Origin of the sequence: Haloprofundus halophilus, from assembly GCF_003439925.1 — an archaeon.
GTDB classification, from domain to species: domain Archaea; phylum Halobacteriota; class Halobacteria; order Halobacteriales; family Haloferacaceae; genus Haloprofundus; species Haloprofundus halophilus.
In genome coordinates, this window is the sequence record NZ_QQRR01000001.1 from 445,039 (window position 1) to 459,695 (window position 14,657).

Consider the following 14,657-nt stretch of genomic DNA (forward strand, 5'->3'; position numbering starts at 1 on the left):
CAGCGTCGGTACGGGTTCGTAGCGTCCGTACGGGTTCGTAGCGTCGATACGTGTTCGCAGCGAGGCGGTTCGCAACCGTCAACAGGCGCAACGACGTACCGCGTCGTATGTCGATACTCGACTCGCTGCCGAGTCGCCCGCTGTCGGACGCCGAACTCGCCTCGCTGAACCGCGCCGACGCCGTGGAGTTGGCCATCGCCGTCGACGACGGCGGGCCGACCGAGGCGCTGCTGTTGGCGACCGAGTCGTGGGTGAAGGCGCTCGTGTTCGGCGGCGAGGACGGTGGATGGCGAACCGCGGACACCGTGTCGCTCGACGAGGTGGAGCGGTACGAAGCGCTCAAGCGGTGCGAGGAGAGCGCTCGGTCGCTCCGCGCCTGACCGCCACCCGAACTCGAAAAACGACGCCGACCCCGACGCGGTCGGGTCACCGCGTCGGGAGAGACTCTCGGGGCGTTTTCGGGCGAGGGTTCTAATCACTGGTCTGCGTACACTCTCGTATGTACGACCGAATCCTCTTGCCGACGGACGGAAGCGAGGCGGCGGAGGCGGCCGCTCCCGACGCGTTCGAACTCGCCGAGACGTACGGTGCGGAAATCCACGTGCTCTACGTCGTCGACACGCGGACGCTCGCCACCGTCGACTTGGGTGCCGAGAGGGTTCTCACGATGCTCGAAGAGGAGGGCAATGCCGCCGTCGAGCGTCTCCGCTCCCGGGCCGAAGACGCCGGCCTCGACGTCGTCACCGCCGTCGAGTCGGGCTCGCCGGCGAGTATCATCGTCGATTACAGCGAGGACCACGACGTCGACCTCGTCGTCATGGCGACGCACGGCCGACGCGGACTCGACCGATATCTGCTCGGCAGCGTCGCCGAGCGGGTCGTCCGGGGTTCCGACGCGCCGGTGCTCACCGTGAGGTACGTCACGGACGCCGAATAACGTCGTCGTACACCGAGTAAGTCGTCGATACCGCCGATGGGCGGGAAGAGTGCGTCCGCTCGACGTCGTTCGAAGGAACTCGGTCCGGTGAGGACCGGTCCCGAAATCAGAGGCATGGTCGCCGCGCAGGCGACGGCGTTTGCGGCCGTCGCGGCCGGTGGAACGTCCGGACACGGGAGCGTCCGGCTACGCCGACAACCGGTACAGAGCACGCGCGTTCCACGTATAACTGTTTCCCAGACTGACCCCGTCTGGTCGCCGTATCGACGCGACAGCAGTCCGAACGACGCGGTTCGGAGACCTCTCCGTTACCTGCCGTCTCCTCGAACAGTCTGTCTGGCCGAACGGACACGAAGGGCCTACGGAACTACAATCTCGGCGTAATCGAGCGTGAAACGGATTACGATGGCCGTGATACTGCCCGAGCGTCGGGAAATACCGGCTTGTTCGCCATTTGGCTGCACGTTACTTTGGGTGTGTAGTCCCTCGGTGAGAGTGCATCCAGACAGAGACGACGCCGACCGCCGCACCGTCCCCCTGGTGCGACTTCGGCACCGTCAGTGAGCTTGCATGGTTCGCGTCCGGATGCGATTCCCGGTTCAGTGCACTCCCCCTGAATCGGACCTTTTCGGAGCCCGGTCGTGACCGCGATTACCGCGCGGTCTGTATGGAGACCGACCCGACCGTAGGTAACTATAGGGAGAAGACAGTATCCGTTTCGGTGAAAATATAGAAAGTTTTATCAATGTCCTGTTTGATACCCCAGTCGTTGCTACAGAAGCCCCCGGACAGCAATCGTGCTTAGCGGGCGTCTGTTGGCACACCTGACACACCACCTTCTCCGAAACCGATCACCGAGCCGACAGCGACGCGACGGAGTCGGACGGTCGACGACTGCGGCTTCGACCCGGTAGCCACAAGCAGGTCGATTATGAATCGGGCAGAGTAACCAGAGAGCGATTGTCGGACGTGCGGACGGGTACGCCACAGGTTCGTCGGCACGCGAGGCCCCGACAATCACACGGTCACTTTCCGTCCGACCGCTACACCGCGACCGGCGGGTATCTCGCCGCTGCGTCTTCGAGCGTGTCTCGGCGCCCTATTCCGTCGTTTTCGAGGCGACAGTATCTACCATAAAGAGTTTTCTCCGGGCTTTTCGTACCGGCGAGTATGCCCGAATACACCGTCGAGTTCGTCGGCACCGGCGAGACCATCGAAATCTCCGACAAGCAGACGATTCTCAAAGCCTGTATCGACGAGGGAATCGCCCAGGAGTACTCCTGCCGCGTCGGGATGTGCCTGGCGTGCTCGGCCGAAATCGTCGAAGGAGAGGTCACACAGCCCGCCGCGCGCGGACTCACCGAAGAGGAAGCCGAAACGTACGCGCTCACCTGTATGGCTCGCCCCCAGAGCGACCTGAAGCTCGACCGCGGGAAGTACCCGCCGAGCATCGAGAGCGACGCACAGGCGACGGGCGACGCCGCCGCGGCCGACGACGACTGACCGACTCCACTCTCTCGTTCTCTCCGGTCGCCAGTGCCGACGGCGTCAGTCGGCGGCCGCCGCGCAGTTGTTGGGGCCCAGCTCCAACTCGAACGCCTCCTCGTCGTCGACGGCGTCGCGGCCGAGGTTCGCCTCGATTATCTCCGCGAAGTTGTTCGGTCGCGGCGGCATCCCCGACAGCGCGTAGTCGACGAACGCCGGTTCGTCCATCGAGAGCGCTTCCAACCGCGACCTCAACTCACCGAGCGCCGCGGTGTACGCGCCGTCCCCGGCGGGCTCGGCGCCGTCGCTGTAGTGACCGGGAGCGACCACGGTCTCGTCGGGCAGCGTGAGGACTCGCTCGTGGAGCGTCCGATGCAACTGCCGCGCCATCTCCTCGGCTCCCTCGTCGCCGCGTTCCAAATCCGGACGGGCGACGCCCTCGGTGAACAGCAGGTCCCCGCCCAGGAGGAGGTCCCCGACTCGGTAGGCGGTCATCTCGGTGGTGTGTCCCGGGACGTGCATCGCTTCGAGCGTCGCGTCGCCGACGCGGAGTTCGTCGCCGTCGTCGATCAGTTCGGCGTCGAACGCGAGTCCGCGGTCGGCCGCGCCCTCGGGAACGACGACGGTCGCGTCGCTCCGCTCGGCTACGTCGCGCACACCGCTGACGTGGTCGGCGTGGACGTGGGTGTCTATCGCGTACCGGAGCGCCGCGCCGCGGTCGCGGGCGTCATCGACGTACCGGTCGGCGAACAGTCGGAGCGGGTCGACGACGGCGGCTTCGTCGCCCGAGACGACGAGATGCGCGAGACAGCCGCTCGCGGGGCGCTGGTACTGAAACACCCGCGCGCCGTCCGCGTCGGCGTCCAGTTCTTCGCTGTGGTACACCCGCGCCCACCCGCGCATCCCGTCTTCGAGGTTCACCGCGTCGACGCCGTGCTCGCGGAGCGCCGCGGCGACCGTCGTGCTCGACTCGCCGCGCCCGCAGACGACGACGACGCGCTCGCCGTCGTCGAACTCGTCGGCGAGGTCGCCGACCTCCTCTCTCGCCTGCGCCTGCACGAACCGCATGTACGACAGGTGCGTCGTCTCCACGTCGCCGCCGCCGAGCGGCCACCGGTCGGCCTCGTCGCGGTTTCGAACGTCTAACACTCGGACTCGCCCGCCGGCGCGGAGCGTCTCGGCCAGCGTCGCCGGAGAGAGTGTGGTCTCGTCGCTGCTCACGGGTCGGCGTACGCTCTCCGACGGCAAAAGCCCGCGGCGGCGAGAGCGAACTCCCCCGACGCGCGGTGAGGCGAACGTTGAACCCGCGAGCACCCGTCACGACAGGTATGGACGCCACAGAGTTCCGCGAGACGGTCGAAGCGTCGAAGCGAACCGAACTCGACAGGCTGGGTTCGAGCCAACTGCTCGTCGCACTGACCGACGCCGAACTGGACGCCGAGTCGGTGCTCCGCGTCGCCGCCGGAAGCGAGGCGGCCGCCTACGGGACGTTCTCCTCGTGGGCCGAGGTTGAGGACCACGACGCGGCCCGCGAGGCGTTCGAGACGGTGGCCGAGCAGGAGGCCGAACACTACGAGCGCGTCGTCGCCGCGATGGACCACGCCAGCGACGCCGCGGAGAGCGTCGAGGCGGCGGCCGAGGCCGACAGCGGCCCGATGCACGCCTACCTCCGCGGACGCGACGACACCGTCTCGCGCGTCGCCGGCGGGATGGTCGGCCGGTCGCTCGTCTCGCTGCGGACGCACACCCAGATTATCAGTTTCTTCGTCAACGAAGCCGACGAGAAACGCGCCGACCTCTTCCGGGACCTGAAGAACGAGACGAAGGACACCCTCGAACGCGGGTTGGAGCTCTTAGACGGCGGCTGTGAGACGGACGACGACTGGGAGCGCGCGCGGGCGACGGCGGAGTACGTCGTCCAGTTGGCGTACGACGACTACGCCGACGCGCTCGGCGAGTTGGGTCTGAACCCGAAGTCGGTGTGCTGACGGGTCGAGAGACGGGTCTCACCCGCTCGCGGGGACGATTCGGTACAGCGCACCGCCGTCGAACGTTCCCCCGAGCACGAACAGTTCGCCCGCCGGGTTGCGGCCGAACGAGAAGACGCGTCCGAGGTTCTCGCTTCCCTCACCGACCACGTCGACGACGCGCGTCGGCCACATCCCTTGGCCCTCGGGTCGCGTCGCGACGAACAACTCGTTCTGCGCGTCCAGGTCGGCGAAGACGTACCGACCCTCTAGCGCGGGAAGCGCCGTCCCGCGGTAGACGTAGCCGCCGATGACGGAGTTGCCGGTGAGCGGCCCCTCGGCGTGCGAGTACTCGACGATGGGGTCCACGAGGCGTTCGCCGCCGCGGACCGACTCGGCCGTCCGGTCCGGACAGGACTCCGCCGCGAAACAGCGCGTCCCCTCCTTGACGTTCCACCCGTAGTTGCCGCCCGCCGTGACGAGGTTCACCTCCTCGTAGTCGCTCTCGCCGACGTCGCCGACGAAGAGGTTCTCGGCGTCGAACGACAGCCGCCACGGGTTGCGAAAGCCCCACGCGTAGTGTTCGTCGAGGCCAGGACGGCCGACGAGCGGGTTGTCGTCGGGAGTCGCGTACGGTTTGCCGTCCTCGCGGCCGTCGACGTCGATGCGCAGGATGCTCCCGAGGAGGTTGCGACGCACGTCCTGGGCGTTGCCGCCGGGGACGGCGTCGTACCAGTCGTCGACGTGACCCGGCCCCACGTCGCCGCCGTTGCCGCCGTCCCCGACGGCGACGTACAGAAAGCCGTCCGGTCCGAACGCGAGGTCTCCAGCGTTGTGGTTCGGTTGCGGTTCCGGGAGTTCGAGAATCGCGCGTTCGGAGTCGCGGTCGGCCCGTCGGCCATCGTCGCTCACGGCGAACTCCGCGAGCACGAACGTGTGGCTGTAGTTCCGCGGCGTGTTCGCCCGCCGCGGCGCGCTGTAACGGACGAACAGCCGTCGGTTCTCGGCGAAGTTCGGGTGAAGGGCGATGCCGAGCAGCCCCTTCTCCAGGTCGACCTCGACGGCGTCCCGCAGGTCGAGAAGCGGTCGGTCCCGCACCCTCCCGGCTTCGACGACCGAGACGACGCCGCGCTGCTCGGCGACGTACCGCTGGTCGGAACCGGGGACGAACGCGACGTCCAGCGGTATCTCGAACCCGTCGGCGACCGTCTCGATGCCGACCGAATCGGGAATCGCCGTCCCCTGCGCAGACTCGACCTCCGACGGGTCGGCCGCCGCTCCGAGCGACCGCTCTGTCGACGCCCCTGCGGCGACGCCGGTATCCGCCGCCGTGGCGACGATACCCACTACTGCGCCCGAGAACGCCGTCCTGAGCAACTCCCGCCGACTCGATGAGGGTTTCACACCGGTGTAAAGCGAACGGAGTGAGAAGTAATTACATGCGAATTCTGATAATTTCGGCGACTGTCCCTCGGGTGCGTACTCCGGCGTACGGGGACGGTCTCGGCGGGTGACTCGTCGCGTCCAGTCCGTGAACAGCGTCGTCCAGTCCGTGAACAGCGTCGTCCAGTCCGTGAACGGCGTCGTCGAGGCTACGAGTAGGGTCACCGAGCCACGACACCGTCGCCCAGTTCGCGGACCGCGCCGTCGACACCCGCGCTCAGACGGCGCTGTTGGGGTGGTACTCCTCGAACTCGTCGCGGAGCACGTTGCAGATTTCGCCGACCGTCGCGTACACTTTCACCGCGTCGACGATGAGCGGCACCAGGTTCGCATCGCCGCGGGCGGCGTCTCGAATCGCTTCCAGCGCGTCTTCGACGGCCTCCGCGTCGCGGTCGTCTCTCAGTTCCCGCAGCGACTCGACCTGCCGGCGCTCGTCTTCCTCCGACACCTCCTCGATGTCGACGTGGGCCTCCTCGTCGACCTGGTACTCGTTGACGCCGACGATGACGCGCTCGCCCTGTTCGATCTCGCGCTGGCGCTCGTAGGCGACCTCCTGAATCTGACGCTGGACCCACTGCTCTTTCACCGCGTCCAGCATCCCGCCGCGTTCGTCCACCTCGTCGATGATGTCGAAGGCGTCCGACTCGACTTCGTCGGTGAGGGCTTCGACGTAGTAGCTCCCGGCGAGAGGGTCGATAGTGTCGGCCGCGCCCGACTCGTGGGCGAGAATCTGCTGGGTTCGCAGGGCGGTGCGGACGCTCTCTTCGGTCGGCAGCGACAGCGCCTCGTCCTTCCCGTTGGTGTGGAGGCTCTGCGTCCCGCCGAGGACGGCCGCCAGCGCCTGATACGAGACGCGGACGATGTTGTTCTCGACCTGCTGGGCGGTGAGCGTCGACCCGCCGGTCTGCGTGTGGAACTTCAGTTGCTTCGACTTGGGGTTCTCCGCGCCGAAGCGCTCTTCCATTATCTTGGCCCACATGCGGCGGGCGGCGCGGAACTTTGCGACCTCCTCCAGCACGTTGTTGTGCGCGTTGAAGAAGAACGACAGTTGCGGCGCGAACTCGTCGACGTCGAGGCCGGCGTCGATGGCCGCTTGGACGTACTCGATGCCGTTACCGAGCGTGAACGCCACCTCCTGGGCCGCCGTCGACCCGGCCTCGCGGATGTGGTAGCCCGAGATGGAGATAGTGTTGAACTTCGGCGTCTCGGACGCGCAGAACTCGAATACGTCGGTGATGAGCCGCATCGACTGCTCCGGCGGGTAGATGTAGAGGTTGCGCGCGACGTACTCCTTCATGATGTCGTTCTGGATAGTGCCGCGCAACTGGTCGCGGTCGACGCCCTGCTGGTCGCCGACGGCGACGTACATCGCCAAGAGCACCGCCGCGGGCGCGTTGATGGTCATGCTGGTCGACACCTCGTCGAGCGGGATGCCCTCGAACAGCGTCTCCATGTCGCGCAGCGAGTCGATGGCGACGCCCGACTTGCCGACTTCGCCCGCGGCCATGTCGGCGTCGGAGTCGTAGCCCATCTGCGTCGGCAGGTCGAAGGCCACGGAGAGACCGGTCTGGCCGTTGTCGATGAGATACTGGTATCGGTCGTTCGTCTCCGCGGCGGTGCCGAAACCGGCGTACTGTCGCATCGTCCACAGTCGCCCGCGGTGCATCGTCGGGTAGACGCCGCGGGTGTACGGCTCCTCGCCGGGGAAGCCGATGTCGTCGACGTAGTCGGTGTCGGCGACGTCGTCGGGCGTGTAGAGGCGGTCGACCTCGTTGCCCTCGGTGTCGGTCGTGAACGTCTCCTCGCGCTCCCCGAACCGCTCCAGCGTCGGCCCGAGCGTCTCCTCCTCCCACTCCGCCTTCGCGGAACGAATGCGCTCCAAATCGTCGGGGTCGAACATAGTCGAAGATGAAGATAGGCGGTACCTTAAGCGTTCGAGAGACGCCGTCGGTTGCCGCCGCGCCGTCGAGACTCCAGTCGATGCCCGCTTAGCACGTCGATAATAAAGCCCTCGCCGCCGTCTCGTTCGACCGAGATGGATTCGGAGCACACCCGGAGGCGGGTTCTGGAACTCGCCGGCGTCGGCACCGGCCTCGCGCTCGCAGGCTGTGTCGGCGGCGGCACCGACGCGCCGGCGTCGGAGGGCGGCGACGCGTCGTCGACGCCCGAGTCGACCGACTCGCCGACGGAGGCCGAAACCGAGACCGAGACGCAAACCGAGACTCCCGACCCCACTATGAGTACCGTCTTTCACTTCACCGACGACGTATCGCACCAGGAACACGCGCTCGGAAACGTCAGCAACCTGCTCGCCGACGACACCGTCGACCTCGACGACGTCGTCCTCCTCGTCAACGGGTCGGGGTTCAAACTCGTCTACGAAGAGCAGACCGAACACGCCGAGAAACTGCAGGAACTTCAGGAACAGGGCGTGTCGATTCGCGCCTGCGAGAACACGATGGATCGGTTCAGCGCGACACAGGACGACCTCGTCGACGGCGTCGAGACGGTCCCCTCCGGCGTCGGCGAACTGACGAAGCTACAGGCGGGCGAGGGCTACGCGTACATCAAGACGCCGTAGAAACCGGGGCGTTCGACTCTCCGTCGCCCCGTCGTCCGTTCAGTCGCCCCGTCGTCCGTTCAGTCGCCCCGTCGTCCGCTCAGTCGCCGTCTTCGGCGAGTGTAACCTCGAACGGCGCGTTCGTCGGCGCGTCGCCCGGCGCGAGATATCCCGTTCCGAACGCGGTGTAGACGCCCCGGTCGTCGAGCGTCACTTCGGTCGTGGTCACCGTGTCGCCGCCGTCGGCCCGCTGGACAGCCAGTCGATGGGTTCCGGCGGGGAGCGTCGCGGTCGCCGTTCGAGCGTAGCCGACGCCGTCGAACAGGGTCTCCTCGCCGTCGTCGCGGACGACCCGCAGCGCGTTGCTGTCGGGCGCGGCGTTGACGAACTGCAGGCGGGCGCTCCCCCGTTCCGGAAGCGAGAGGTCCTCGTCGAAGAGGCGGAATTCGACCGGTCTGTCGGTGTTCTCTCCGAGTTCGCCGAGGACGACACCGGTGTAGCTCCCGACCTCGAAGTCGATGGCGTCCTCGAAGAAGACCCGGTCGGGGTTGCCGGTCGCCACGAGGCTGATGTCGGTCCGCTCGGCGCCGAGATACAGGTACTGGCTGATCTGTCGGAACGTCTCGTCTTTCAGCGCCGCGTCGCCGAAGACGACGATGTCGATGTTCGGCGCGTTCGGGACGGCGTGGACGACGCGGAGGTTCGCCCCGCCGTCGGTCGACGTCGGGCTCCGCGTCGGGGCGTCGGTGCCGGGCGGCGTCTCGGTTCCCGGTGTCGGTTCGGCGGTGGACGGCGGCATCTCGTCTTCGAAGAGCGTCCCGCCGCAACCGGCGAGCGCCGAGAGGAGGGCGACGCCGCTGGCGTGCAGGAACCGTCGGCGACGTGAGTCGGGCATCGTCCGCTCAGTAGTTCTCCGAATATCTCAACGTTTCCCCCGTTATCAAGTAGTGAAATTGAACTGTACGCTGAGAGTACGAGTTACCGTCGGCTGCCCGGCTGCGGGTCGACGTGCGGTTCCGGCAGCAGCGACTCGAACGGTTGGGCGTCGAGCCACTCCAAGAGGTGGACGAGCTGGTCCGTCGCCGCCTCGAAAATTTTCTCTCCTTTCTCGGGCGTCGCGTCCGTCTGGTCGCCCAGTACCCCGTTCTCGGTGTTGTCGGCGGCGTCGTAGAACGTGCGCGCCCCGAACTTCCGCGGGTCGGCGTCCGCGAGGCTGACGACGCCGCCGTCGCGGGCCGATTCGAGTTCCCCTTCGCGGACCAGTTCGCGGGCGATGTGCATGATCATCGCCGTCTCCTTCGGCCCGCCGTGAGGGCCGTTGTGCTCGAAGATGTCGTTCACGAGGTCCGGAATCGATTCGTCCCACATCCACTCGATGGCGTACGCCTCGCCGTCGTCGCGGAGGCGACGCCCCACCTCCCGGAGGTGGACGGCGTTGCCGCCGTGGGCGTTGACGTAGACGACCCGGTCGATGCCGTGGTACGTCAGGTTGCGCGTGAGGCTCTCGACGTAGTCGCGGAAGGCGGGCGGGTCGACCCACATCGTGCCGTGGAACTGCCGGTGGTGGGGGCTGACGCCGACGTTTATCGTGGGCGTGCAGAGGTGGCCCGTGCGTTCGGTCGCGGCCCGCGCCAGCGACTCGGCGATTAGGTGGTCGGTCGCAAGGGGGAGGTGCGGCCCGTGCTGTTCGGTCGAACCGAGCGGAACGACCGCGAGCGACTGTTCGGCGACGTACTCTCCGAGTTCCGGCCACGTCTGGTCGGCGACGTACATGGTCGGATGTGGGGCGGCGGGTGCAAGAAGTTAGGTGTCGGTACGGAACCGGTCGGGTCAGTCGGTCCCGTCGGTTTGCTCGGCGACGACCACCAACGCCACTGCGTGGACGGGAGCGACCAGCGTCGCACTGAGTACCGGCCCGACGGGAGAGACGCTGCCCAGCGCGAACGTTGCGAGACCGACGACGAGGACGAGACCGAACACCGTCCAGCGGTGACCACGGGTGAGGCGGGCGCTTCGACCGAACGCCGTCGAGATGTCCTCGCCGGCGACGACGAGAACCGGAACGAGGAACACGCGGACGAACACCGCGAGCGTCCCGACGAACAACAGCAACCCTATCGGGCCACTGACGGTGCCGACGAGGCCGAGCAGCCGAAATGCGACGTGGAGTAGCGCGAGCAGTCCGAGATACGAAAACAGTTGAGCGCTCCTCGCGCGGCCACCCAGTACGCGCGACAGCGTCAACCATCCGGCGACACCGACGGCGAGAAACGCCGTCAGTTCGAGACCGAGCGTCGTGAAAAGCGGTGCTACCTTGAGGTCGACCAACGCTCCGAGCGGCGTCGTCGTCGCTCGACTCCCGGTCGGATAGACGAGATAACTGATGTCGATGCCGCCCCCGCCCATCCGGTCGACGACGTTGACGGGGACCGGGTCACGGCGACGGAGGTAATCGACTATCGTGACGACGACGCCGGCGAAGAAGAACGGAACGACCAGTCCGGGGTCGCGCCGGATGCGGTGCAGGGCGGTCCACAGCGCCGACCACACCGAAAGCTCCGGTTCCTTTTCACCGAACTTCGACCCCAGTAGCGCCCTCCGGTCGCTCATCTCGCTTCCCCCGGCCCCAGCGCGTGGACCGTTTTGAACGAGGTACAGAACAGCATCTCGCCGCTGACGATGGGCGTCGACAGCGGACTGTCGATCTCGAATCGCCAGTGCAAGTCGCCCGTCGAAGCGTCGAACGCGGCGATGGTGTCGAATTCGGAGATATACACAGTGTCGTCCCCGACGACGGGTGTCGTCTCGCGCCAGCGACCGCTTGCAGACCACCGCTGTTCGCCGGTTTCGAGGTCGACAGCGTAGAGACGATTGTCTGCCTGCTGGTCGAACACTTCGCCGACGACGTACACCATCTTCCCGCTCGAATCGTCATCTGCGGACACATCGGCCACCGCCACCGCGCCCTCGGTCTGGTTGCCGCCGTGGTCGAATCGCCACAGTTCGTCGCCGTTTGCGGGGTCGAGTGCGGTGACGCCCTCGCGGCCTGGAACGAGAATCGCCTCCGACGTGGCGGTGACGGGGAGCACGAACTGGTCCGTTACTTCCGTCTCCCACAGCATCTCGCCGGTTTGGGCGTCGAACGCGCCCACAGCGTAGGGCCAGTACGAGGCGTAGACGGTTCCGCCGAGGTACGCCGGACGTCCGGGCTCTCCGAGCGCGCCCTCGCGGCCGAGTTCGCGCTCCCAGAGCATCCGCCCGCTGCTGGCGTCGACGGCGTAGAGGTGGTCGGTTCCCGAATTTGCCCAGTACAGCGTCGAACCGACGGCGATAGGCGGCGGCATCGTCGGTGGTCCGAAGATGGACGAACTGGGACTCTCTCCGTCCTGCCGCCACCGCCGCACGCCGAACTGTCGGCCGAGAATCGTGTAGCCGCCGTCGGCGTTCAAGCCGACCAGTCCCTCGACCCCGGCGAGGGCGAGCGTGTCGCTGGTGTACGCGTCCACAGGAACGATAGCAGGATTCGATTGTGAACTGCCGTCGTAGGTGAACAGCGCCTCACCGTCGAACGCGTCGAGCACAGCGACCGAGTTGCTGACGAGGTACAGTCGGTCGTCGGCGAGAATCGGCGGCGAGAACGTACTGGAGAGGTCTTCGGGGTCGTGGCTCCACACCGAATCGACGGTCTCACCGGGGCCGCGAGCGTCGGGAACGTACCCGGTTCCGGCGGCGTCGTACCGCGGCATCGGCCAGTCGGTGAGCGAACCGCTTCCCGTGGCGGCCGCGGCGTCGTCGGCACTACCGGTGTTCCTCACACCGATAGCGCCGATTCCGGCCACACCGAGCGCGCTGAGGTAGCCTCGTCGGGAGGGCGAGTCGGAGACCATACATCGAGCGAACGAGTCGACCCGCAAAACTGTTGCTGTCGAGACACCATCGCCGCGACTCGCCGCGCAGTCCTCGCGTTCTCGCCGGCGTTCGCCACGTTTTTGCCCGCCCGCCACGACGCTCCGGGTATGTTTGGTGGCGGCGGTATGAACCCGCGGAAGATGAAGCAGATGATGAAGCAGATGGGCATCGACGTCTCCGAGATAGACGCCGAGGAGGTCATCATCCGAACAGCCGACGAGGAACTCGTCTTCAGCGACGCGCAAGTGACGCAGATGGACGCACAGGGACAGCAAACGTACCAGATCGTCGGCGAACCCGAGTCGAGAGCGCTCGGCGCGGGTGACGCCGGCGCGGGCGGCGCCGGTGCCGAGGACACCGTGGACGTCGAAGCGAGCGACGCCGGCAGCGAGGAGATTCCCGAGTCGGACGTCGAAATCGTCGCGACGCGCGCCGGTGCGAGCAAAGACGAGGCCCGAGAGGCGCTCGAAGCCGAGAACGGCGACCTCGCCGCGGCGATCTCGCGCCTGGAGTGATACTCCTCGTCCACGGCGACCGCGAGTACCTGCGCGGCCCCGGCGACGAACTGCAGACGGACCTCGGCGTGCTCACCGTCCCCGAGGACGTCTCGGCGGGCGACGTCCTGGAGACGCATCTCGGCGAGGAGTTCCTCGTCCGCGAACCGCGCGGCCCCGACCTGTTCAACCACTTCGAGCGGACGGGCGCGCCGATGATGCCGCGCGACGTCGGCCTCATCGTCGGCCACACCGGCGCGGCCGCCGGCGACCGAGTGCTCGACGCCGGAACCGGCACGGGCGTCCTCTCGGCGTATCTCGCTCGCCTCGGCGCGGAAGTGACGACATACGAGCGCGACCCCGAGTTCGCCGACGTCGCGCGCGAGAACATGGAACTCGCCGGCGTCGACGAGCGAGTCGACGTGCGGACCGGCGACCTGACCGAGGAACTCGACTCGCTGTCGGGGTTCGACCTCCTGACGCTCGACACCGGCGACGCCCCCGAGGTGGTCGCCCACGCGCCCGACCTCCTCGTCTCCGGCGGCTTTCTCGCCGTCTACTCGCCGTTCGTCGAGAACTCCCACGAGACGGTGCGGACGGCCCGCGAAGTCGGTCTCACGGGCGTCGAGACGCTCGAGACGATTCAACGAGAGATGGACTTCAGCGACCGGGGGTCGCGCCCGTCGACGGCGGGAGTCGGTCACACCGGCTATCTGACGTTCGCCCGCAACGAGTAGCGGGTTCACGGAGTTCGCGCATCGAACGCCGCGTTCGACTTCGCCGACGAGCGCCGCGTTCTACACGACCAACGAGCGCCGGTTGCGACGACGCGGGTCGTTCCTGCCCAAAATATCGGCCGTTAGCCAAAATTTCTGATATCTTTCGACCGGAACGCGTGGCGACGCCGGGTGAGAAATATGTGTGTCCGCGTGGGCACTGTCGTGTAGAAACATGGGAGACATAGACGTAGCAATCGGCGTCGACGCGGACTGTGTCGCTGGCTGGTTAGGGTCGTACGGCGGGGCAGACTCGCCGGCGGACCTCTCGCGCGGGCTCTCCGCCGGGAACGAGGGCATTCCGCGACTGGTGCAGCTGTTCGAGGACGAGGGAATCGACACGTCGTGGTACATCCCCGGTCACACGATAGAGACGTTCCGCGAGGAGGTTCAGGCCGTCGCGGACGCGGGTCACGAGATCGGCGTCCACGGCTACTCTCACGAGAACCCGACGGACCTCTCCCGCGAGCAGGAAGACGAGATTCTCGAACTCTCGAAGGAGCTCGTCGAGGACGTCACCGGAGAGGAGCCGGTCGGCCACCGGGCGAGCTGGTGGGAGTTCAGCGAGAACACGCCCGAACTCGTCGAAGAGCACGGCTTCCTCTACGACAGCAGCTTGATGGAGCGCGAGTTCGAGCCGGGGTGGATGCGGAAGGGCGACAGCTGGGAGAAGATACAGTACGACAGCGAACCCGAGACGTGGACGGAGCCGTACCGGTACGGCGAGGAGACCGACGTCGTCGAGATACCGATCAGCTGGTACCGCGACGACATCCCGCCGATGCTGTTCATCAAGCAGCCCAGCTACCACGCGGGGTACAAGGACCCGGAGATGATGTACGAACAGTACTACAAGCGGCAGTTCGACTACCTCTACGACCGGCGGGGAGCCGGGGTGTACACGTTCACCATCCACCCCGACCTCCACGGGCTACCCCACATGATCTCGCTCCTGCAGGAGTTCATCGGCTACGTTCGGAGCCACGAGGACGCCGAGTTCAGGACGCTCGAGGAGATTGCGCGCAAGTACCGGGACGACCCGTCGATCTACGAACCCGAGGGGGCGTACGTGTAGCGGCCGCCGCA

15 protein-coding genes are annotated in these 14,657 nt (G+C 66.9%); 8 read left to right on the plus strand and 7 right to left on the minus strand.

Going from position 1 to position 14,657, the window contains the following annotated elements; translation table 11 throughout:
* The first annotated feature begins 107 nt into the window (after positions 1-107).
* The 3 genes from DV709_RS02150 (at position 108) to DV709_RS02160 (ending at position 2,440) form a co-directional block, all read left to right on the plus strand.
* Complete coding sequence (locus DV709_RS02150; RefSeq protein ID WP_117591337.1) at positions 108-380, plus strand: hypothetical protein; 273 nt, start codon at positions 108-110, stop codon at positions 378-380.
* A 119-nt stretch (positions 381-499) separates the two neighbouring features.
* Entirely contained in the window at positions 500-937 is a 438-nt protein-coding gene (locus DV709_RS02155; protein WP_117591338.1) for a universal stress protein, read from the plus strand.
* A 1,170-nt stretch (positions 938-2,107) separates the two neighbouring features.
* Positions 2,108-2,440: a 2Fe-2S iron-sulfur cluster-binding protein gene (locus tag DV709_RS02160; RefSeq protein ID WP_117591339.1), complete on the plus strand. Its 333-nt coding sequence runs from the start codon at positions 2,108-2,110 to the stop codon at positions 2,438-2,440.
* Between the two features lie 45 nt (positions 2,441-2,485).
* Here the strand turns inward: DV709_RS02160 and DV709_RS02165 are convergent, their stop codons facing one another.
* The gene (locus tag DV709_RS02165) at positions 2,486-3,643 is read right to left on the minus strand and encodes an MBL fold metallo-hydrolase (RefSeq protein WP_198665629.1); all 1,158 of its coding nucleotides are present in this window, start codon (positions 3,641-3,643) and stop codon (positions 2,486-2,488) included.
* A 107-nt stretch (positions 3,644-3,750) separates the two neighbouring features.
* Here DV709_RS02165 and DV709_RS02170 point away from each other — a divergent pair, with 107 nt between their 5' ends.
* Positions 3,751-4,410, plus strand: a complete 660-nt coding sequence (locus DV709_RS02170; protein WP_117591341.1) for a rubrerythrin family protein — start codon at positions 3,751-3,753, stop codon at positions 4,408-4,410.
* 18 nt (positions 4,411-4,428) lie between these two features.
* Here the strand turns inward: DV709_RS02170 and DV709_RS02175 are convergent, their stop codons facing one another.
* Entirely contained in the window at positions 4,429-5,793 is a 1,365-nt protein-coding gene (locus tag DV709_RS02175) for a PQQ-dependent sugar dehydrogenase (protein WP_198665630.1), read from the minus strand.
* A 256-nt stretch (positions 5,794-6,049) separates the two neighbouring features.
* Positions 6,050-7,732: an acyl-CoA mutase large subunit family protein gene (locus DV709_RS02180; RefSeq protein WP_117591343.1), complete on the minus strand. Its 1,683-nt coding sequence runs from the start codon at positions 7,730-7,732 to the stop codon at positions 6,050-6,052.
* A 135-nt stretch (positions 7,733-7,867) separates the two neighbouring features.
* On the opposite strand from DV709_RS02180, the gene DV709_RS17930 reads away from it, so the two are divergent.
* Positions 7,868-8,413, plus strand: coding sequence for a DsrE family protein (locus DV709_RS17930; protein WP_198665631.1), 546 nt, complete (start codon positions 7,868-7,870; stop codon positions 8,411-8,413).
* 79 nt (positions 8,414-8,492) lie between these two features.
* Here the strand turns inward: DV709_RS17930 and DV709_RS02190 are convergent, their stop codons facing one another.
* The 4 genes from DV709_RS02190 to DV709_RS02205 form a co-directional block, all read right to left on the minus strand.
* On the minus strand, positions 8,493-9,287 hold the full coding sequence (locus tag DV709_RS02190; RefSeq protein WP_117591344.1) for a DUF4397 domain-containing protein: 795 nt from the start codon (positions 9,285-9,287) through the stop codon (positions 8,493-8,495).
* Positions 9,288-9,370: 83 nt separating this feature from the next.
* Positions 9,371-10,165 (minus strand): creatininase family protein, encoded by a 795-nt coding sequence (locus DV709_RS02195; protein WP_117591345.1) that lies wholly within the window; start codon positions 10,163-10,165, stop codon positions 9,371-9,373.
* Between the two features lie 57 nt (positions 10,166-10,222).
* The gene (locus tag DV709_RS02200; RefSeq protein ID WP_117591346.1) at positions 10,223-11,002 is read right to left on the minus strand and encodes a hypothetical protein; all 780 of its coding nucleotides are present in this window, start codon (positions 11,000-11,002) and stop codon (positions 10,223-10,225) included.
* The gene (locus DV709_RS02205) at positions 10,999-12,279 is read right to left on the minus strand and encodes a PQQ-binding-like beta-propeller repeat protein (RefSeq protein ID WP_117591347.1); all 1,281 of its coding nucleotides are present in this window, start codon (positions 12,277-12,279) and stop codon (positions 10,999-11,001) included. Before DV709_RS02205 ends, DV709_RS02200 begins: the two co-directional genes overlap by 4 nt.
* A gap of 129 nt (positions 12,280-12,408) precedes the next feature.
* Between DV709_RS02205 and DV709_RS02210 the strand changes: the two genes are divergently transcribed.
* The 3 genes from DV709_RS02210 to DV709_RS02220 all read left to right on the plus strand — a co-directional run bounded on the left by DV709_RS02210 (position 12,409) and on the right by DV709_RS02220 (position 14,646).
* Positions 12,409-12,816 carry a nascent polypeptide-associated complex protein gene (locus tag DV709_RS02210; protein ID WP_117591348.1) on the plus strand — a complete coding sequence of 136 codons (408 nt, stop codon included), beginning with the start codon at positions 12,409-12,411 and terminating at the stop codon, positions 12,814-12,816.
* Entirely contained in the window at positions 12,813-13,532 is a 720-nt protein-coding gene (locus DV709_RS02215; protein WP_117591349.1) for a tRNA (adenine-N1)-methyltransferase, read from the plus strand. Before DV709_RS02210 ends, DV709_RS02215 begins: the two co-directional genes overlap by 4 nt.
* Before the next feature lie 214 nt (positions 13,533-13,746).
* A complete protein-coding gene (locus tag DV709_RS02220) occupies positions 13,747-14,646 on the plus strand; it encodes a polysaccharide deacetylase family protein (RefSeq protein ID WP_117591350.1) in 900 nt (299 codons plus the stop codon).
* Positions 14,647-14,657: the final 11 nt, after the last annotated feature.